A 19685-nucleotide genomic window follows, 5' to 3' on the forward strand; every position below is an offset into this window, starting at 1 on the left:
ACGAGAGCTTTGACCTGCGGTGATGTGGTCGAGCGGTGCGGTGTGACCTCCCAGTAGAGGTCGAAGTGGTCAGGCGTTGTTGTTCCCGGCATGGCTGGCGTCGGCCGGCGTCCCGGTTCGCCTAAGGTCGCGTCGGTGGGCGTGCTGCAGATCGATGTGGAGCGTTGCGGGTGAGCTTGCTGGAGTCCGCCGCTGTTCCGTCATTCGAGACACCGATCCCACGTGCAGTGCTCTGACCTAGCCCTTCAGGCTGGAGACCTCTTCGGCGCGTCCGAACGTGTCAACACGGGTGCGTTCCGCTTGTTCGAAGGGTCACCTTCGCTCATGCCGATGTTGGCGGATACGTAGAGCACGTAGGCCGGTGACTGACTGCGATGATCGACACGCGTCGGCATCTCCGGACCTCACTCCAGCCTCTGGCACCACATCACCACAGCCCTTCGCGTCTTCGGGTCAACCCCAGAGGCTGAGGGCACCAGTGCAATCGGACAGCAGCGTCGAAGCGGTCCACCGGTTCATGCGAGCTCCCAGGTTCTCTATGTGCTGAACATTTTGGCTTCGGCAGGTCAACTGAGGCCGGGAGCCGCCTCGTGGCGGGTCAGCAGGCGGCGGATGTGAGGGTCTCGCTGGGACAACAGGTCGTCGATCAAATCCAAGGCCGCCGTACGCACGCTGGGAGTATTGGCGGAGGCGTAGGCGCGAATTGCCATGTCGGATACAAGTCCCTGGTGGGCATGGCGTGTGACTCGGCGAGGACCGGGGCGCGGCTCGTGGGTCATCAGAAGGCGGATCGCGTCGATGACGACAGCTGACCCGATGTGGTCTGAATCGTCCAAGGCCTTGAGAAGGGGCCACGGGTCGTCGAGGTAGGCAGGGCTCGCCAGGAACGCCGCCAGGAGGGTTCGGCTGGCTGGGTCTGCCTCGGTGAAGGAATGGACCCATTCAGCAGCTGCATGACGCACCGTCGGGTCCTCGTCGTGGAAGAGCTGGCCCAACCACTCCGCGCACCGTCCTCGTACGCGAAGGTCATCCGACTCAAGAAGAGCTGCGGCGACTTGCGCCACGCCTTTCCGTGACTCTGGCCAGCGCCTGACCGTTCCGTTCAGTAGAGCCGCCGATCCCGACTCCAAGGCCATCTGGGCGGCAAGGCGACCCCCCGCCTCGCGAGCGCCCGGGACCCGCGACTGGGACATCCGGCGCACCAAGGACCACAGGCGTGGCCCCGGCTGCGCCTTGAACCTCGCGATGCACTGCTCGACGTACGGCGTGGCCAGCACACTAGGGTGAGCGCCTCGCACGAGCACGCCCAGGAGCGCCCGTGCGAAGTTCTCGTCGTGTTTCGCCACGGTGAGTACCGCGATGGCGGCGCACGCTCGTACAGCTCCGAGCCGATCGCTAGATATGCTTCGCAGTGTGTCCGCGAAGAACGGCAAGCGTTCGGGACGAGGCCAGAGAAGAGCACTGATTGTCTCAGCCGCAGCGCCTCGGACGCTGTTGATGCCGGCCGTGAGTGGGTCTCCGTCATAGGGAGCGCCGTGCTTGTCCCGGGACAGCCACGAGTCCTCCTCAGGGTCAGCGTCCTCGGTGGCATACCAACGCACCATCTCCAGCACGTCGTCCGGGATTTCCAGGTCGGCCAAGCGAGCGAGCGGCTTTCCGATCCAGCGACCGCCTGGGCGACTGGGTAGCTCGTGGAGTCGTCGCAGCGCCGAGTACAAGGCTTCGGCCTCGGTAGCGCTCACGGAGTCACCGGCGCCGATCAGGATCGCGGACGGATACGCCTCGTGCACGTCGCCTGGCATCTCGCGCACCAGGTTGAGGAAGCGACCGGGATCTTTTCGTGCCTCCTCCTGCAACACGGTGGACAGCTCGTGAGGGCCACCTTTTAGCCACCCTTCCCTATCGTCAGAGTGGTACCGCCGCATGGCGCCGAGCCACTGATCGTTAGTCATCCGTGCAGCGGAGGCCGGCGCGATCGGCGACGGAACGAAGCCGAACTCGACGCCCTGCGGAGGCGAGGGCCGATCGCCGAACTTCCGCTGGAGTTCGGAGCGACGCCGGAGGGTGTCCGGCGACATGAGGGTTGCGTTCAGGCCGTCGAGCAGAACGAACTGGGCTGATCCTTGGGCTGCACGTCCGCGTGCCGTCCGTTCCCAGTCGGGGTAGAAGCCGAGGATCGATTGCTCGAGGGCGAGCCTCTGCGCGGGCGCCAGGTGAGGATGGATCGCCGCGATTAGATCACGCGTGACCCAATATTGGCTGTCGAGATATCCGCAGCGGTAACGAGTTGGGTCGGCCACGAGGAACTCGAGGGCCCGGCCCGCGTACCGGTCCGCGTTGCCGGCCCAGGCTCGGTAAAGCAGGAAGCGGGCGATCGCGGAGTCTGGCAACGAGAGTAGGCCGGCCTCAAACGGCAGGAAGTCGAGAGTTGTCAGGGCGTCGGTGAGGGCACCAAGCAGCGCGTGCGCTGGGTCCTCGACCTTGTTCGCAACGAGAGGCGGCCAGGAGATTTCGGCCGACGCCAGGTATGCCGTCACGTGGGGAAGAACGACCGACACGAACGCGGCGGGTTCGCGTGATGCCATCGCACGAAGAAACCCCACGATCGCATGGTGGCGGCCGGTGACGGCTTCGAGTGTTGACCCGCGTTCGTGGGAGAGCAGAAGCCATCGAGCGACGAATGCGTCCAGCACTGCGAGCCTTCCCTCGGCGTTGCCCTCGCCTTCGGTCAGGGAGTAGAGGAACAAGCCGTCCACCATCACGCCGTCATCGTCGAACAGGCCACGGGTCAGCGCCGCCGCGACGAGTCGGCAGAAGGTCGGCGATGAACCTGTGGGTCCCCGGTCGATGAGCAGGCGCAGCTTGTCTCGCCATGCATGCATGGGGAGGAGGGCAGTCAGGATTTCTGCGACCCGGTCGCTGTCCCAGTCGAGGGCAGCGTCGAGCATGGTCGCCGCTAGGTCGGGCTGGCCACCGACGGCCCATCGCAACACCGCTCCAGTGGATTCTGCATATGCGAACCAGGCAGGCGTCGTGAGTACCTCCACGACTGGATCGGCGCTGACAATCTCCCAGAGCGCCTGCGACGGCGCCTGGTCTGACGCCAGTACTGACAGCGCGACGTCCTTGAGGTGATATCGGATGTCCGGGCTGCCGAGGATGCCGCTGATAGAACGCTCGTACGCCGCATGGTCCGTGCCCCGCTGGTACGTGAGCACCTGCCGCACAAGCGAGCGGTGTGAGAGGTCCTGGTCGGTAGCCAAAAGTACCGACACCAGCGGCAGATCTGACTCGGCCCACGACCGCGCGATGACCTGATCGAACAATGCCTCGTGCGAGAACCTAATCTCCCGCCGGTCCTGGATCAGCACCCCGTCCCGTACGAGATCCTCCACGACTGCCGACAACGCCTCGATTTCCCGCACGTCTACCCCGCGAGCCCCGGTCTCTTTGGCCCGCTCCGCAATCAGCTTCAACGCGGTCCACTTGACGGTCACGTTCGCACCGCCCAATCGAGGTATCCGTTGATGAGCTCCTGCTCGGTGGCGAAGTCAAAGAGCTCCGCTGGAGGCACCTTGGTAAGGATCCGAAGGTTCCCCGGATTGCGCAGGATGGTGATCTGATCCTCGTCGAACTTCGACAGGTCGTGTCCAGCGGTGACGAGCGCGCCCGCAGCCTGTTCCCGCGACAGAAGGGCTACGTCGAACTGGGCGGCGGGATCAGGCTCCCGCACCAGGCTGCGGAGCCTGGTGTCGGTGTCCAGATCCTCGGTGCGGCACGAAACCAGGACGGCCATATTGGGATACGCGGTGGCCTCGCGCATCACCTCGCTCACCGCGCGGAACAGTTCGATTGGCTTGTCGCGATTGACGCCGACGGAGTCCAATGAGTCGATCGCCAGGACAGCCGGCTTGTTCCGTGCCACCGCGGCGAGCGCCGCCGCCGGAGGAGTCGCCAACCCCAAGGTCCGCCCGACCTCGGCGCTGGACGTTTCGCGCACAAGCCGGGTCACGTCGATGGTGAGGACCTCGACGTCAGAGAGCAGGAGCTCGCGCACGACCCCAGCAAGCACAGCGCTCTTGCCACAGCCCTTCCCGCCGGTGACCAGCGCAGAATGGGAGGATCTCAAACACCGGGTTATTCGTGGGACCTCCTCGCGAGCAAGGAACGAGGCGTTGACAAGACTCTCCTCAACCCCGGTGCGAAAGCGCTCCGTTGCCGCGTGTACCTCAGTGGCCGAGGCGCCCGTCCCGCGCAGGGTGGTGCCGTCCTCAGCCAGGCGCCGGATCAGCTCATCCCGGTCAAGCGGCCGGTACAGAGCTCCGCGGACAACGCCGAGGAGAGCGGCCACCGCGTCTTTCGGGTCGCCGTGGAGGAAGGCGCCGGCGCGCTCGCGTAGCCGCTCCTCCAGGGTCCAGGCGTCGAGGGTTCGCGTCCTGATGCGGCTGCGAAGCCAGGTCCACGCTTCCTGGTCGGTGACGTTCCAGTGCTTGTGCTGCAGGTCGTTGAACGCGTCCGTCAGCTCCTTGCTCGACAGGAAGTGCGCGATGAAGTACGCGAGCGAGGTGCTCTCAGTGGCGTGGTCACATAGCTTGCCCAGCGGGTGCGCGGCGTGCGCCGACACGAAGACGCAGGTGGAGCGCTCGTCGCCTGCGAGCTTGCTGCGGAAGTTTTTGAGCACGTCCTCGCCCTGTAGCGCGGCCAGAGTCCACTTGCCCAGTTGAGAGTTTTGGTACTTCACCTGGTGCCACTCGCGCGTGCCTGCCCGGTCGACGAAGAACTCGAAGCCGACTCCGGCCGTGCCCGGCGGCTCCAGCGTGATCGACTCGGCCAGGCCAATCAGCAGGTCGATCAACACGTACATGGTCCAGTGATCTTCGTAGATCCCACTGACCTTGGAAGCTCCGCCGCCGTGCAGAGCGACCTTCGAGGTCGTCATCAACCACCCCTCCGCACGGACAGAACGGCCAAGCACGGAGTGTATCTGCCGCGCGGGCGGGCCTGCTGCGCCAAGCCGTTGCCACCACTACATCAAACCCGACCTCCACGATGTCGCCCACGCACTCTCGGCGATGACCGGCCCATCTGCGACGAGGTCCCCGCGCCCGAAGTGCTCACCGACACCAGACAGGAACGATGGCTTTGACCTGCGGTGAGGCGGTCAAGCGGTGCGGTGTGACCTCCCAGTAAAGGGCGAAGTGGTCATGTAGGGCTGCTCCCAGGATGGCTGGCGCCGGCCGGCGCCGACGGCGGCTAACGCCGCTTCTGCAGGTGCGCTGCAAATCGATGTAGAGCGTTGCGGGTCGGCGGGCTGAGGTCCGCTGAGGGTCCGTCATCTGGGACATCGATCCCACGGGCAACGTCCTGACCAGGGCTCCTTGCTGGGAGACCGCTTCGGCGGGCTCGAAGCCGTCAGGGTTGTCCCTCGGAGGCGGTAGGGCAGCGTCCGCTCATGTCGATGACGGCGCGTCTCCACACCTGGGACAACGGCTCCTAATGAGCTGTGCGGACCGGCTCCCAGAGAGCCTCCTGCCAGGCGCGCTGCAGCAGGGTGGCAAGTGCTTCGTCGCCGGGGAAGGCTGTCTCGTCCACGGCGGCGATCGGCTGCGCTGGGCAGTGCGAGTTGGTTGCGGCGGCGGCTCTCATGCCGTTCAGTGATTCCCGCGTCAAGCGCCGCGTCTCGTCAGGAATGCCAAGCCTTCGCATGCCCAGCCGAAGCACCTGCATGGTGATGCCGGCCAGCATCGGGGCTTCAGGCCAGATGGCCCGGTCGCCGTCCCAGAAGGCGATATTCCACACCGAGCCCTCACGCAGGAAGCCGTCCTGCCCGGCGAAAAGCACGTCGTCGAATCCGGCGCGGCGAGCCTGCAGGTAGTGATAGGTCAGACCCATCGTCGCCATGTGCTTGAGATGGGGCAACTCCCGCTCGTACCGAATGGTTCGAACCCGCAGCGGTGGGCGTGGAGCCTCCCGGGCCGGCTCGGAAACGGACACCATGACGTCCGTACTGGCACCGTTCGTCAGACTCGGAAGAACAGTGACCCGCACGGAGGCGTCCTGCTCATTCCGCAGCGCGTGGTCGATGAACGCCCTGATCTCGTCGTCCGAGGGCGACGTGGCATCGGGAAAGAGCGCGGCCGAACCCCCGCGCAGGCGGCGAAGATGAAGGGCCAGGCCGGCCACTGCACGGCGACGTACCTGCATAGACGTGAAATGGCCGTAGTTCCAGGTTGCTGCCCGATACACCGCACCGACATCCGCCGGGCCGCCGTTGATCTCCACATGCGTCACCGGGCCATACTGCCAGCCGATGCTCTCGCCACGCCGACGGCGGAGCGGCGCATCCGGCGCCCGGCGCTCACGCTGATCAAGTATCCACATCTGCCGCTGACAATGCGCGGCGATCGTGAGCGTACTTCCCGATCAACCGATGCGGCTGTTGGGGGCCAGCGCTGGTGCCAGCCAAAGCACTGGGCCGGCAGCTTACGAGCGGTCGACGGCCGGCGGTCGGCGAGCCGGTGCGAGCCGGGTTGGGGGAGCAGGTTGGGAGCAGCGGGGTGCCCTGAACGGCCTTGAACTGCGTCCAACGGCATCGAACGGCGCTCAACTGCACCCACCCCTGCCGGCGGCTCCACGTTGCCGCAGGTCAGAGTCGGTGGGGCGTCCTGTTTCACCGCGGAGCGCTCCGCGGTTCTGCACAGCGGTCGACAAGTCTCTATGTTGCCTGCTGGGGGAGTGTGCGCAGGTCACGGCAGTAAGGAGCCGATGGTTGACCTTGCCTTGCAACTGGGAGCAGATTGGGGGCAGGTTGGCGAAGAGGTCACCGCGCCCGAAGTGCTCACCGGCGCCGGACAGAGACGAGCGCTTTGACCTGTGGCGATGCGGTCGAGCGGTGCGGCATGACCTCCCAGTAGAGGTCGAAGTGGTCACAGGTTGCTGCTTTGGGATGGCTGGCGCCGACCGGCGTTTCAGTTCGCTTAAGGCCACGTCTGTGGATGTGCTGCAAATCGGTGTGCAGCGTTACGGGTGGGCGTGCTGGAGTCCGCGGCGGTTCCGTCATCTAAGACACCGATCCCACGGGCAGCGCCCTGACCAGCCCCTTCAGGCTGGTGACCTCTTCGGCGTCCCCGAAGAAGCCCCTCCGCGCTCTGCTCGCCGTCGGTCAGGGCGCTCTGGAGTTGCTGATCGAGTGGCTCCTGGCGGTCGGCGAGGCCGATCTGCGGCGCTGATCAGCCATCTTCACGGTCTAAGCAGGTCAAGGGGCCTTGACGCGGGAGAACGATCACGAAGTGTTGTCGCCTACCTGACACGACCCGTGTTCGTGGTGGCGTCGTCGGCGACCATGCGCCCGTGAATAGTGCTCGATACCACGGGCCGATGCCCAACAGCGTCCTCATCCCCGTCGGCCTGTACTGGATCGTCGGCGCGACGATGGTGGTGGGCGCAGCCCTCAACGCCGCCGCCGGCTCGGACCGGTTGGCTGCGGTTCTGTTTCTCGGAACGGTCGGTGCCGCATGTCTCGTGGCCGCCCTCGGTCTGCAACGCCGTTGGGGTCCGGCCGTGCTGCTCGGATATCTGCTAGCGATTCTGCTGGGCTTGGTGTCGCTGTCTAACCCGACTGTGGCACTGCTGGTGGTGCCGCTCGCTGTTGGGATTGGTGTGGCGCTGTCTCGGCCGTCCGCCAAGCAGTGGACGGGCGAAAAGTGAACGCCGCAGACGTTGCCGCCCTGGTGGGGGTGCCGTTCGCTGCCGTGGGGGCGGCCGTCGCCACGTTGGCGTGGCGCACCTCCGCCGGCACTCGAAGGGACCAAGCCCACGCTGAGGCACGGCGTCGGCACCGGGAGATGCGGCCCGTCTTGGACGTGACCGCCGATCTGCGGTTCAGCCCCGACACGGGACTGTTGAGCGTGAAGCTGCTCGGGCCGCGCGAGGTGGAGCGGTACGAGTGGATTCGCGTGGAGGTCCGCAACGATAAAGGCCGCGTCTTCCCCGGCACCCACCGCGGCTACTCAGAGGAGGAATGGCAGCGGCAGGTGTGGGGACCGTTCCGGCTGCGTCCCGGAACCGACGGTGCGGACCGGGGAGGGCGGACCGCCACGCAGGAAGGCCGGGCTGTGACGGACTCGTGGCTGTTCACCCTCGAGCGGTCGACAGCACCGAGCTGGTATTCGGGTGGCGATGCCGCGTGGCGGAAGGACTACCACGACACCCCTATCCGGCTTCGGATCGAGATCGGGTTGGGTGAGCAGTCTTGGGTTGAGCTGTTGGAGGCTCCACCTCCCGCGCGCAGCGCGTACGAGGATGGCGGGCTTACAGTCGTTTGAGGCCGCGATGGCGGGAGCCACCATCTATCCCTGGCCGTGCCCGGGCAACTAAGGCGTGTTTCATAAGCCCGGTCAGAGCCATTCGCAGATGATGGTGATGCTCAGGATGGCCTGGAACCTGACGGCCAACTTGTCGTAGCGGGTGGCCACGCCGCCGTGGCGCTTGAGCCTGTTGATGCCGTTCTCGACGGCATGTCGCATCCGGTAGAGATCTCGGTCGAACGTCGGCGGGCGTCCACCGCGGCTGCCCTTGGCTTTGCGGTGGGCGTCCTGGTCCTTCTTGCTGGGGATGCACGCCTTGATGCCACGCTTGCGCAGGTAGGCACGGTTACCGCGGCTGGTGTAGGCCTTGTCGGCCAGGACCAGGTCGGGGCAGGTGCGGGGGCGGCCCACTCCGAGACGGGTCACCAGCCCTACACCGCCAAAGGGACACGGGCGCCCTAACACGTGGCCTGCGGGCAGTAATCGCCTTGCACGTGATCTTCCACTGGAACAGGCTCGGCCTACCCGCCTCCACCCAGGCCACCCTCGCCCGTGCGGCCCAGGAAGCCATCTTCGGCCTGCCCGATCGGCCCGGGGCTGTCTCGCTAACGGCACCTCTCTTGTCAACCTGCCGGCAGCAAAGAGGTGCCGTTAGATCCACACTCCCGAAGTTGGGAGTGCACACCGTAATCTACGACTGTGGATCGCGTCGGCTCTGCGGGTGATCTTTGGAGGCGGCCCTCTGCCTTGGGGCAACGAGCGACTCTGCGCCTGCCCGAGGTACGGGTGAATGACTCCACCTTGGTGGCCGCGGGCGGGCTGAGTCGGAGGTTCGGGCACAAGTTCGGGGATCAGCCGGCGCTCGGGCGGCCTTCGTCTATTTCGAGACATGAACCGTGAGGGATTCCGAAGCCTCGTATGTGCTGACTCGTCAGCTGGTCCAGCAAGCCCGTCAGGAAGGCGACGTGGACGGCCTCCGCCGGGCCGTACATGCGCTGGCCGCCCTAGTCGATCTCGGCGCCGCTCCCCCCGCCCACGTCGCCACGGTGGGGACGGCGTGGTACTGGCTCTTCGAGGCGACCGGCGATCCGGCGCCGATGCGGGCGGCCGAGCACGCGTACCGGAAGGCGCTCGACCGCGCGGCCGGTTCGGCTCCCCCCATATGGCGCTCCCATCTCGGAATGTGCCTGCTTCGGGTGAGCGAACGGATGGGACGCCGCGGCGTGCTCGAGGAGGCGCTGCAGCTGCTGCGATCGGCCGCCGGCGACCTCGGCGCGGATGCGCCCGGCTATTTCGAGGCCCAGGCCAACCTGGGCCTCGGCCTGCTGCGCACGATGGAACACACGAGCCGGCTAGACCTGCTGCCGGGCGCTGTTGCGGCGCATCGCGCCGCTGCCGACGCCGTCCCAGGCAGGCCGGACGCCGCAGCACAGATCCTCAGCAATCTGGCCAACACTCTGATGTACGCATGGGACCACACCGGCGGGCGAAAGCACCTCACCGAGGCGCTCGAAGCGGCGCGGGCAGCCGTCGCACTCGTGCCGCCCGACCACCCGGCCGTGCCGGGCTGCCTCGCAGCGCTCGGCCGTGTGCTCACCGCCCTGGCGCAGGTGACCGGCGATCAGAAGCCGCTGCTCGAGGCGGTCCACCGGCTGCACTCCTGCCTGCGGGACGTGCCGTCGAACGACCCGGACAGGCCGCTCTGGCTCAGCTGGTTTGCCACCGCCTGCCGGGTGTTGTTCACCCGGACAGGCGACGTGGCCGCGCTCGACGAGGCAATCGGGGCCCGGCGGGAGGCGGCCTGGCTGCTCCCCGACGACCATCCGGACGTTCCGGCGTACCGGGGAAATCTGGCGATCGCCCTGCGGAACCGCTACGACGCGCTCGCGGACACTGCAGCGCTCGATGAGTCTGTGCGGCTGCTGCGGGACGTGGTCGCGCAGTCCGCACCCGACGATCCGGAGCATTCTCGTCATCAGGCGGATCTTGCCAACGCGCTGCACCGCAGGGGAGTCAGCACGGCAGACCCGGACGTGTTGGACGAGGCGGCCGAGCTGCTGAGAACCGCCGCTGGCACGACCGTGCTGGGTCGTCCGGAGCGCCTCATGCACCTCGCGAACCTGGGTTCGGTGCTGCTCAGCGCGGCGACGTTGACACCTGCGGCGGCTGGGCTGTCCCGTGCGATCGCCGTGCTGAGCGAGGCGGTTGGCGCGGCGGGACCCGAGGACCCGGAGCTCGCTGAGGCGCTGCTGAACCTCGGCCGGGCCCACGAACTGGGGCACCAGCGCACCGGAGAACGCGACGCACAGGAGGAAGCCGCCCGCGCGTACGAACGGCTGGTTTCCACCCGAGCGGCGCCAGCCCAGTCGCGTGCCCTCGCCGCGCAGGCCCTCGGGCACCTGCGGTTACGTGCGGGCGACAGCCGCGAGGCACTTGACGGGTTTACCCGGGCGATCGACCTGCTGGACCTGGTCGCCTGGCTCGGCCTGCGCCGGGACGACCAAGAACGCCTGCTCGGGCGGTTCCCGGCCCTCGCCACGACCGCAGCTGCCTGCGCGATTGAGCTGGGGGACCTGGACACCGCGGTCGAGGTGCTGGAACGCGGCCGCGGCGTCATGGTCGCCCAAGCGCTGGGTGCCACAGCCGGCACCGACCACGTGCGCCGGCGCGTGCCCGAACTGGCGGATCGTCTCGACGCGCTACACAGGCTGCTGGAATCGGGCGAGCGTGAAGGCTCCGCCACTGCCTGGAGCCGGCAAAGCATCGTGCTAGAGCGCGACGCCGTCCTCGCTGAGATCCGCGCTACTGACCAGCTGAGTGATTTCCTGCGTGCGCCGCGGGTGGCGGCGCTGCGCGCGGGGCTCGGTGACCGGACGGTGGTGATCGTCAACGTTGCCCCGCAGCGGTGTGACGCGTTGGTCCTGACGTCCACGGCCACCACCTGCCTCGTTCCGCTGCCGGGTCTCACCGTGGGTGACGTGACCCGGCACGCGTCGGACCTGGCTGAGATCACCGACGAGGGTCTGCTGGAGACGCTGGCCTGGCTCTGGGACGCCGTAACCGGACCTGTGCTCGCCCGGTGCGCGCAGATTGGTGTGCCGGTGCGGCTCTGGTGGATGCCGACCGGCCCGCTGTCCTTCCTCCCCGTGCACGCTGCCGGGCACCACCGCGCTGGGGAGGGCACGTCCAGGTCCGCCGTACATCAGGTGATCAGCTCGTACGCCACGACGCTACGCAGCCTCGAGCCCGGCGCCCCGCGCCTGGTGCGCAGTCCGCTGACCGTGGCCGTCCCGCAGAGCGACGATGATCTCGCATTGCCAGGGGCGCGACGGGAGGCCGACATCGTCGCCCGGCACCTCGGCGACGCCACCGTCGCGGTCGCCGCGGACGAAGCGACCCGGCGCCGGGTTCTCGACCTGCTCGCCGAAGCGGACTGGGCGCACTTCGCCTGCCACGCGACCACGGATCTGGCCCGCCCGTCGGACAGTCATCTCTCGCTGCACGACGGCCCACTGCGCGTCCGTGACCTCTTCGCTCTCCGGAACGCGACGACGCGAACAAGGGCGCTCGCCTACCTATCTGCCTGCTCGACCGCTCGAGGCGGCCCTGGCCTCCCCGACGAGAACATCCATCTCGCCTCGGCACTGCAGTGGGCCGGATTCTCGGACGTCATAGCGACGTTCTGGCCGATGCCGGACGCCGTTGCGGTCCGCGCCGCCGACCGTGCGTATGCGCACATGCGGGACACGACCCCGGCCCGGGCGCTGCAGGCGACCGTCTCGGAGCTTTATGACAGATACCCGGAGCGGCCCACGGCCTGGGCGGCCCACCTGCACCTGGGCGCCGACCATTCCGCCCGCTTCGGATGATCCCCAGCTGTCGTGGCCGGATACAGTGAGCAACTATGGACACTCGGTGGGATCCGGAGACTGTCACCGACGCACTCAACGTCCTGCGAGACGTGGCGGACTGGCGACTCGCCCCTGAACGATGGGAGCGTGTCGAGGACATCCTGCGGTCCATGGAAGAGGCGTTCGCGGCCGGTGATCCGGCCGGGCTGCGAGCGGCGACAGCTGATCTCGAAGTGCACGGTCCCGTCCGGCTGCGCGGCATCGGGACAAAACCGGCGAGCCAGCCGAGCGAGCCGGTTCGGGATCGCCAGAACCGGCTCGTGCACGCCCTCGACGGCATCGCGCTGCGGACAGACGTGACGGCGGACGACCGGCCGGACGGTGAGCGTGTCTCCAACGCTCGTTGAACAGGAGTTCGTGGCGCACCTGTTCGCGCCGCTGGACGGCCCGAACGCCGGTGCGGCCCGGCGCCAGCTGGATCACATCTGGCGCCGGTGTCGGCGGGTGATGACCGAGCCGATTCCGCGCGTGCCCGCGGAGCTGCCCGACACAGTGTTGGAGGTCGGCGCGGACCAGGCGCTGGCGGGCCGGCAGGATCCGGGCGTCAATTATCAGGCCATCGTGCGCCGCGAACACGACGTCCTGAACCTTTCAGTCGCCTTCGCCGGTCCGCGCGGCGGCGAAGGCGGCGCTCCAGGATGGATCGATTTCGATCGGTGGTGGCGGAGGCTGGCGTCGGACGGCACCAGTGCCTTCCTCGGGCTCGCGGTGATCTTCCAGGCGAAGGCACCGACCCCCAGTTCAGAACTCGCGACGCTCACCGATGCGGTCCGTGCCGCCCTGCCGGCAGATCCGGCCGACAGACCCGACTGGTGGACCGACGGGCACCGCACCCCGCACGGTCTGGCTGTCTGGGAGACCTCCGCGGCCGGCAACGGCTCCCACCGCCGGTTCGTCGTGCTCGCCACTGGGCAGGACGACGATGCGCTCAGCGGCTTCACGTGGAGCGACGGCACCTCTGTGCTTCCGTCCCTGGGCCGGTACTTGCTGCACGCCAGCAAGCTGCGCTACCAGGACCGGGTGCGCGGCGACGGCCGCCCGTTGCGCCAACTCGAGGCTGAGATCACCGCCCGGCTGAACCCGGCATCCGGCCCGGACCGGGGCACCGTGCCACGCGCCGACGAGCTGCGGTTGATCAGCACACTGTCCGCCTTGCGGGCGATGCTCCGCACGGTCGACATCGCGCTGGACAATATGCACTCGGCGTACGACCGTCCGTTCGGAGGCGACCGGTCCCTCGGCGAATGGCTGTGCCGGCAACTTCCGGACGACATCTCCTACCTGGAGACGGTATTGGAGCAGGTTAAGGCCGTACGCGGCGTACTCGTCGACCCCGGACCCGTGCGTGGCAACGCGGTGCCTTCTGTCATGGACGCCCCACCAGCTGACCCGGCCACCGATGACGACAAGGACGGCCCAAGGCTCGAGCTGCGGTTGGGCTTCGGCGTGGACATCGTCGGGTACAGCGGCCGCTCCGGGCCGGCCCAGGCGGACGCGCAGAAACGGCTCGCCGAGACGTGCCGCCGCGTACTGTGGGGCCTCGGCCTCCGCCTGACCGACACCGATCGTCAGCACACCGGCGACGGCATGAACGTGTTCCTGCCGTCGCAGATTCAGCTGCACAAAGCTCTGCCGCGACTCCTAGACGGCTTCGACCGCGAACTGGCCGACGACAACGCGCGCTACCAGGACCGGATCCGCCTCCGGGTGGCCACCTCGGTCGGCCTTGCCGGCATAGGCGACCTGGGTTTTTCCGGCGAAGCCATACTCGAGATCTCCCGCCTGCTCAACAGTTCCCCGCTGCGCGAAGCCGTCAACGGCAATCCCGGGGTAGATCTGGTCGCCATGGTGTCGGACACGCTGCACCGGTTCGTGATTCGCCCCGGTTGGGTGCGGCTCGCACCCGAGCGGTTCGAGCGCCATCTCGTCGAATTGAAGGAGTACACCGGGTTGGCCTGGGTGTGGATCGGCTCGGCACGACCGTGAGAGTAAGGGGATCCGATGGCACTTCTACGACGCTCGCCCGGTCAACGACGGCCTGTCTCTTCACCGCCGCCACCGCCTGAACCTCCGGCGGCGGACGACGCCTGGCGCACCCTGATGCTCGTGGTCGAGTGGGTCAAGCATGCGGAAACCAAGGCGGCCGCCACTCTGGCGTCTACCGGGGTGGTTGCGGGACTGCTTTACGCCCTCGTCAGCCAGGCGAAGAAGCCGGGCGTTGCCTTCGCCGTCGTGGCATCGGCTACCGCAGCCGCAGTGGTGGTGGCCGCCGTCAGCGCGGGAGCCGCACTGCGTCCGCGCCTGTCCGTCGGGCCGGCGCCGTTGAGCCTGCTCTACTACCGCGGCATCACGCACCGCTTCCCACGCGACACCGACGCGTACGCCCGAGCCTTTACAGAGCTGATCGCAGATCGCCCGGCCATGCTCATGGAATTGTCCGGACAAATCTGGGGCAATGCGACCGTAGCGAGCCGGAAGTATCGCGCGGTGAACACCGCGATCACCACGCTGATGCTGGCGCTGGTTCTGCTGGCCGTGGCTGCGGTGCTCAGGTTGTTCGGCCCCTGACAGCGCGAACGTCCAGGATTGGGTACCGGCCGAGCTGGCAACGCCGGGACCAGATGCGCTGCTGGGCACGGCCAGGAGGGTCGCGGGTGCCCCGTCGGCGGTGTTGCCGCCGTGACAGGTCATCCCGGCAGGCGTGCTCGCCGCGCTTCCGCCGGTATCGGAGCGCCCATTGCGCCTGCCACGCTGTCACTTTGCCTACACGACCGCCGAAGGGCGGTTTCGTCCTTGGCGAGCCCGGCTAGCCGATGCTAACCGTCCGGGACGTCGTGGGGCTGCGAGCCGACGGAGAGCCGGCGTTCCTGTCAGTCTGTTCCACGGCAAAACCGGGGCGGGCGCTCACCGACAAGGTGGTTCAACCGTCCTCCGCCTTTCAACTGGCCGGATACCGCCACGTCGTCGGCGCCCTATGGACGCGGTGGCTGCGAGAGTTGCCCAGGCCGTGCACGGGGCGGCGCAGACGAGATGCCGTACGCATTGCACCCCGCGGCACACCTCTGCGCATCCTGACCGAGCGGCGGCGTGGGCATGCACGCCCACGCCGGGCACCGAGAATCGCATAGGCCGCCTTCGGGCAGCGTCAGGACTCCACTGGCCTGCCGGAACTCCCGACCACCACGAAGGCGGCCCACATCTGAGGCAGCGCGGCCACAAGGCGCGGCCCGGAAGACACTCCGGTCTCGGCCGCGAACTTTGTTAGGTCCGTGGGACCGGCGTCGCGCAGCCATCGCTGGGCCCTGGCCAGAGCCCGGGCGGGAGTGTCGCCGTCCCGGTAGTGTGAGTAGAAGCGGCTGATCAGCAGGGCCGCGAACTTGTCGTTCACGTTCCACAGCGAGCCGACCACAGTCGCCGCTCCGCAGTAGCCGAGCAGCCCCGGAAGTCCGAACGCCTCATCCGGGGTGCGAGCGATGTCGGTGACCGCGCTCTCGCAGGCGGAGGCGACGACCAGTTGCACATCGCGCAGGAGACCGTGGTCGAAAAGGTCGAGTGCGCTCAGCTGGTCGAGTCCCGCGAGGTACAGGCACGACCGCAATGGCTGCACCGGGTCGTAGCTGCCGTGGCAGGCGAGATGAACGTGGGTGGCGTCGCGGACCCCGGCGAGGACCGCCTCCCGGGTGGCCTCCGCTCCGAAGAGGTTGTGCACCGGACCGGTGAAGAGCCTCTGCACCGCAGTGACCTCTTGCACGGTATGGGGTAACGCGTCCTCGGGGCACGCCGTGAGCAGCCGGGGCCGCTCGGACGGCGCCACGTCTTGCGCGGCGAGCAGTGCCCGAGCGGACGGCGTGTACGAGACGTCGGCGTCGTCGATGAGGTGACGGGTCCGGCCGGCTCTGCGGTAGCGCGCGGCGTGCAATGGCAGGGCGCCGAGCAGTCCCGTCGGCACTAGGACCACGGCTGGCGCGCCCTGCTCGGCCAGCAACTCGCCGACCGTACCGAGGAAGCTGCTCCCGATTAGATCGAGCACCGCGTCGTCGTAGGCGGCCTCGGCGGAGACCAACGTATCGAAGAGGACGTTGACGGTCAGCGGGGCGAAGCGGGGGATGATTTCACGGGAGGCGGTGACGAGCAGGGCGGCGCTGCCGAGCCGGGCGGTGAGCAGGTAGCAGAGCGGCGCCTCGGGCGCCGATGCGCGAAACGGCGCGTCAACCGGTCGCTTTGCGAAGTCCGCAAAGCCGGGTAGCGCCCGGATCGCCTCCAGTACCGCTCTCAGCCGGGCCTGCGCATCGGCCAGCATGCCGCGTACCTGCCAGCGCTGGGCCTCGTCCTCGGGCATCAGGATGCGTTGCTGGCGCTCCGCGTCCGCGAGCAGAGTGACGGCGGCCTCGTACTCCTCTGCCTGTCGTGAGGCCCGTGCGCGCAGCCGGTCGATGTCGCTGCGGTCGCGGTCGAGCAACCGGCCGAGTTCGCGTGCCCTGCCGTCTTCGAGCACCGTCACTGCCTCCTCGAACCGGCCACACCGGGCGAGGGCGTACGCGGTGTCCTGGTGCAGGCCGGCCGCGCGGGACAGTTCCGCCTCGCGGCCGGAACCGGCCACGACTGTGCCGTAGCTGTTTTCAACCTCTGCAACGGCCTCGCGGAAGAACTGTGCCGCCCGCAGCCAGTCCTCCGCGGCCCCGCACCGATGCCCGAGGGTCGCGTAAACCCTGCCGGCTTGGTGGGAGGCCCTGCCCACGGTCACCAGTTGACGACAGCGTTCGAGCAGTTCCGTTGCCAATTGCGCATCGCTGGCTCGACCGCGTGCGGTCAGGGCCTCCGCGAGGTCGACGGCCGACTCCACCCACTGCCCGGGGACCTCGGCGACCGGCCGACCGGCGAGGCTTCGGTCAAGGAGCGCGACGATGCGGTCGTGGTCCGGGTCGGGTAGCCGACTCAGCGCGTACGCGAAATTGCGACTGGCCTTGCTTTCCTCGCGGCCGGCGCCGTGGCGCCGGAACAGCCGCACCGCCGTCTCGTAAAGGCGCAGCGCCTCGGCGAGGTGCGCGGCGTCCTGCGTCATCCATGACTCCAGAGCGTTGGCCAGGTTCCCTGCGATGCCGGCGTGGGTCAGCGGCGCTCGGTCGACCGGCACGAGCGCCAGAGCGCCGCGAAAGCTTTCGATCGCCTCGGCCGGAGCGGGTCTGCCTTCCGCGGTGGCTCGCATCGCGAGGACAGTGCCGACGGCATTCGCGGCGTCCGCGCGGTCCGCCGGGCCTCCTTCGGCGTCGTAGTAGGCCTGGGCGGCGCGGGCGTGGTGCAACGCCCGGTCGAGGTTTGCGTCTCGATCGCCCTCGATGTGGGCGCGGAGGACGAGGCTGAGATTCGTGTGGCACGCGGCCACCGTGCCGGGGTCCCGCAGCAGCGGTAGCGCCCGAGCCAGGTTCTCCTCTGCGCGGGCGAGGCTACCGGGAATCTCTGCCAGCTCCTCCGCCGACCAGGCGAGGCCTAGATCCATCAGCGCGGTCGCATGGGCCTGCGGGTCGTGCTCGAGGGTCAGGACCGTCAGCGCCGCGGTGATCCGGTCCTGCGCCCGGAGTGCGGACGCGCGCCGGTCCACAGGGTACTCAAGGTAGGCGTTGCCGAGCGACAACATCGTGCTCGCCCATTCGGCGGGATGAGTCCGGCGGCGGTAGGTCCGCAGAACACGCCGCAGCGCTCGGATCGCTTCGTCGGCCTCACCGCGCGGATCGGGGCCGCCCAGCCGACGCCACCAACTTCCCACCATCGCCAGTGCAGCGGCGGACAGTTCTTCCGCGCCCGCCCGTTCCAGCAGATCCGCCGCCGCGGAAGCCAGATCGATGGCTTCGCGCCGGCGGCCTTCCGCGCCGGCCTCGACCGCCAGCGCCCGCTGGAAGAGCAGCAAGCCGTGTACGGCGGGATATCGATCCGCGGGCACTGCCGCGACCATTGACTCTAGCAACCTCCCGCTCTGCTCCCCGTCGTCCAGCAGCGACTGGCGGAGCAGACCACGCAACCGGTCCGGCAGCTCGGTCCCAGCCGACAGATCCTGCAATAACCGCCACTGCGCCTCTAGCCGTGCGGCCAGGGCCGAGTCCGGATGCGCCACCAACACGTCCAACCGGCGGCGTTCCCGAGCAGAGCAGTCGCGGCGAAGCTGAAGAGCAAGATCAAGGGCGAGTTCGGTACGGAGCAACGGCCGCGCCGCCACCAGCCGCTCACCTGCAGCCCTGCTGGGAGCCGCGCACAGTTGGCAAAGGTCCGCCTCCGTCTCCAGTCGCGTCCGCCACGCAACAACCTGCGGGTCCTCTGGAAGGCGTGCCTCGGCCAGCTCCGCGTAGCGGATGGCACCGGGAAGATCACCGCACCTCCGTGCCAAGAAATCACTCGCGGCGAAGGCCGCTTCGGCAGCGGCGGACGGCGACGGCACGGCGTCGAACAGGGCGACCCCCTCGTCTAAGAGCTCCAGGGCGGCGTCGACGCGGTCTTGGACCATGCGCGCTCCAGCGAGCGCCCGGACGGCACGTGCCTCACCCTCGAGATCGCCAGCGCCCCGGAACAGCTCCCGCGACTGCTCGGCGTACCGGATCGCTGCCTCGTGGTGCCCCATCGCGCTGACCATCTGCGAGACGTCGCCGAGAGCACGCGCTTCGCCGGCCCGGTCACCGCACGCGCGATAGGCGAGGGCCGACCGGTGATACAGATCCGCCGCTTCGTCATGGACGCGCGCTTGTCGCCGCAGCTGACCGAGGTGGGCGAGGGCCCGGGCGCGCAAGCCCTCCTCACCGATGCGCTCGGCCCCGTCGACGACCTCGCGAAACAACCGCTCCGCCGCCGCGTCACGCTCAAGGTGCTGCATGGCTATGCCAAGATTCTGCGTGAAGATCAGGAAATCATCGGCGAGTACGGCAATGCGGCGGCCTCGTTCGCTCTGCTCAGCAAGCGCCGGCCAGTCCCTTAGCACCACCAGAAAGGGAATCATCCAATTCAACAGCTCCGCTGAATCCGGTGCGCCAGCCTTGACCAGCTCCATCAAGGCAGGACGGGCCGCGGTGAACCACTCCAGTGCCGCGCGTCGCTGCCCGGCATCGTCGCCGGTCGCCATCACCAGCGACGCCCTCACAAGATCGTCGCGCAGGCCGGCATCCACCGCTCCATGATGCCCACCCCCCAAAGGGAGGCGAATGGGGGGCGCACAGCCGCCATCGTGGTCGGCCACCTCTGTGGTTTCTCCGGCGGTCCCCGGTAACAGAGGTGCGGAAATCAGATGGGTAGACGTCGCAACAGTCATCGCAGACTCTTGCCTCGGCCCGCGTTCCGTCCCGTGATCTAGCCCGAGTTCAGTGGCGGCCGAACACCCTGTAGCTACCGGGGCGTTACTGGATCTACGGCGTCCTCCGAGCCGGCACGGAATCGCCCTGGATCCTCCCGTTCCAGGACCCGGGTGGGAAAGATCCTCGACGGCCAC

Annotated in this window: 10 protein-coding genes and 2 pseudogenes; 7 read left to right on the plus strand and 5 right to left on the minus strand. The window is 68.2% G+C overall.

Features of this window, described 5'->3' with window-relative positions; all coding sequences use genetic code 11:
- Positions 1–566: 566 nt before the first annotated feature.
- The 3 genes from ACFOYX_RS29660 to ACFOYX_RS29670 form a co-directional block, all read right to left on the minus strand.
- Positions 567–3497 carry a hypothetical protein gene (locus ACFOYX_RS29660; RefSeq protein WP_322443561.1) on the minus strand — a complete coding sequence of 977 codons (2931 nt, stop codon included), beginning with the start codon at positions 3495–3497 and terminating at the stop codon, positions 567–569.
- On the minus strand, positions 3494–4939 hold the full coding sequence (locus ACFOYX_RS29665) for an AAA family ATPase (RefSeq protein ID WP_322443560.1): 1446 nt from the start codon (positions 4937–4939) through the stop codon (positions 3494–3496). Before ACFOYX_RS29665 ends, ACFOYX_RS29660 begins: the two co-directional genes overlap by 4 nt.
- Before the next feature lie 554 nt (positions 4940–5493).
- The gene (locus ACFOYX_RS29670) at positions 5494–6291 is read right to left on the minus strand and encodes an aminotransferase class IV (protein WP_322443559.1); all 798 of its coding nucleotides are present in this window, start codon (positions 6289–6291) and stop codon (positions 5494–5496) included.
- Positions 6292–7377: 1086 nt separating this feature from the next.
- Here ACFOYX_RS29670 and ACFOYX_RS29675 point away from each other — a divergent pair.
- Both ACFOYX_RS29675 and ACFOYX_RS29680 read left to right on the plus strand, forming a co-directional pair.
- Positions 7378–7707, plus strand: coding sequence for a hypothetical protein (locus ACFOYX_RS29675; protein WP_322443557.1), 330 nt, complete (start codon positions 7378–7380; stop codon positions 7705–7707).
- 155 nt (positions 7708–7862) lie between these two features.
- On the plus strand, positions 7863–8324 hold the full coding sequence (locus tag ACFOYX_RS29680; protein ID WP_322443556.1) for a hypothetical protein: 462 nt from the start codon (positions 7863–7865) through the stop codon (positions 8322–8324).
- A gap of 72 nt (positions 8325–8396) precedes the next feature.
- Here the strand turns inward: ACFOYX_RS29680 and ACFOYX_RS29685 are convergent.
- Positions 8397–8735 (minus strand): annotated as a pseudogene (locus ACFOYX_RS29685) (transposase); the annotation flags it as partial.
- A gap of 2 nt (positions 8736–8737) precedes the next feature.
- On the opposite strand from ACFOYX_RS29685, the pseudogene ACFOYX_RS29690 reads away from it, so the two are divergent.
- The 5 genes and pseudogenes from ACFOYX_RS29690 to ACFOYX_RS29710 all read left to right on the plus strand — a co-directional run.
- Positions 8738–9031: pseudogene (locus ACFOYX_RS29690) on the plus strand (hypothetical protein); the annotation flags it as partial.
- Positions 9032–9202: 171 nt separating this feature from the next.
- Positions 9203–12175: a CHAT domain-containing protein gene (locus ACFOYX_RS29695; protein WP_322443555.1), complete on the plus strand. Its 2973-nt coding sequence runs from the start codon at positions 9203–9205 to the stop codon at positions 12173–12175.
- Positions 12176–12210: 35 nt separating this feature from the next.
- Positions 12211–12564 (plus strand): CATRA system-associated protein, encoded by a 354-nt coding sequence (locus ACFOYX_RS29700; protein ID WP_322443554.1) that lies wholly within the window; start codon positions 12211–12213, stop codon positions 12562–12564.
- Positions 12565–12574: 10 nt separating this feature from the next.
- Positions 12575–14203, plus strand: a complete 1629-nt coding sequence (locus tag ACFOYX_RS29705) for a CATRA conflict system CASPASE/TPR repeat-associated protein (protein ID WP_322443553.1) — start codon at positions 12575–12577, stop codon at positions 14201–14203.
- A gap of 120 nt (positions 14204–14323) precedes the next feature.
- Positions 14324–14785 (plus strand): Pycsar system effector family protein, encoded by a 462-nt coding sequence (locus ACFOYX_RS29710; RefSeq protein ID WP_322443552.1) that lies wholly within the window; start codon positions 14324–14326, stop codon positions 14783–14785.
- Positions 14786–15362: 577 nt separating this feature from the next.
- Here ACFOYX_RS29710 and ACFOYX_RS29715 read toward each other — a convergent pair.
- Complete coding sequence (locus ACFOYX_RS29715) at positions 15363–19367, minus strand: CHAT domain-containing tetratricopeptide repeat protein (protein ID WP_322443551.1); 4005 nt, start codon at positions 19365–19367, stop codon at positions 15363–15365.
- Positions 19368–19685: the final 318 nt, after the last annotated feature.

Source organism: Micromonospora sp. GCM10011541, assembly GCF_042650725.1.
Lineage (GTDB): Bacteria > Actinomycetota > Actinomycetes > Mycobacteriales > Micromonosporaceae > Micromonospora > Micromonospora sicca.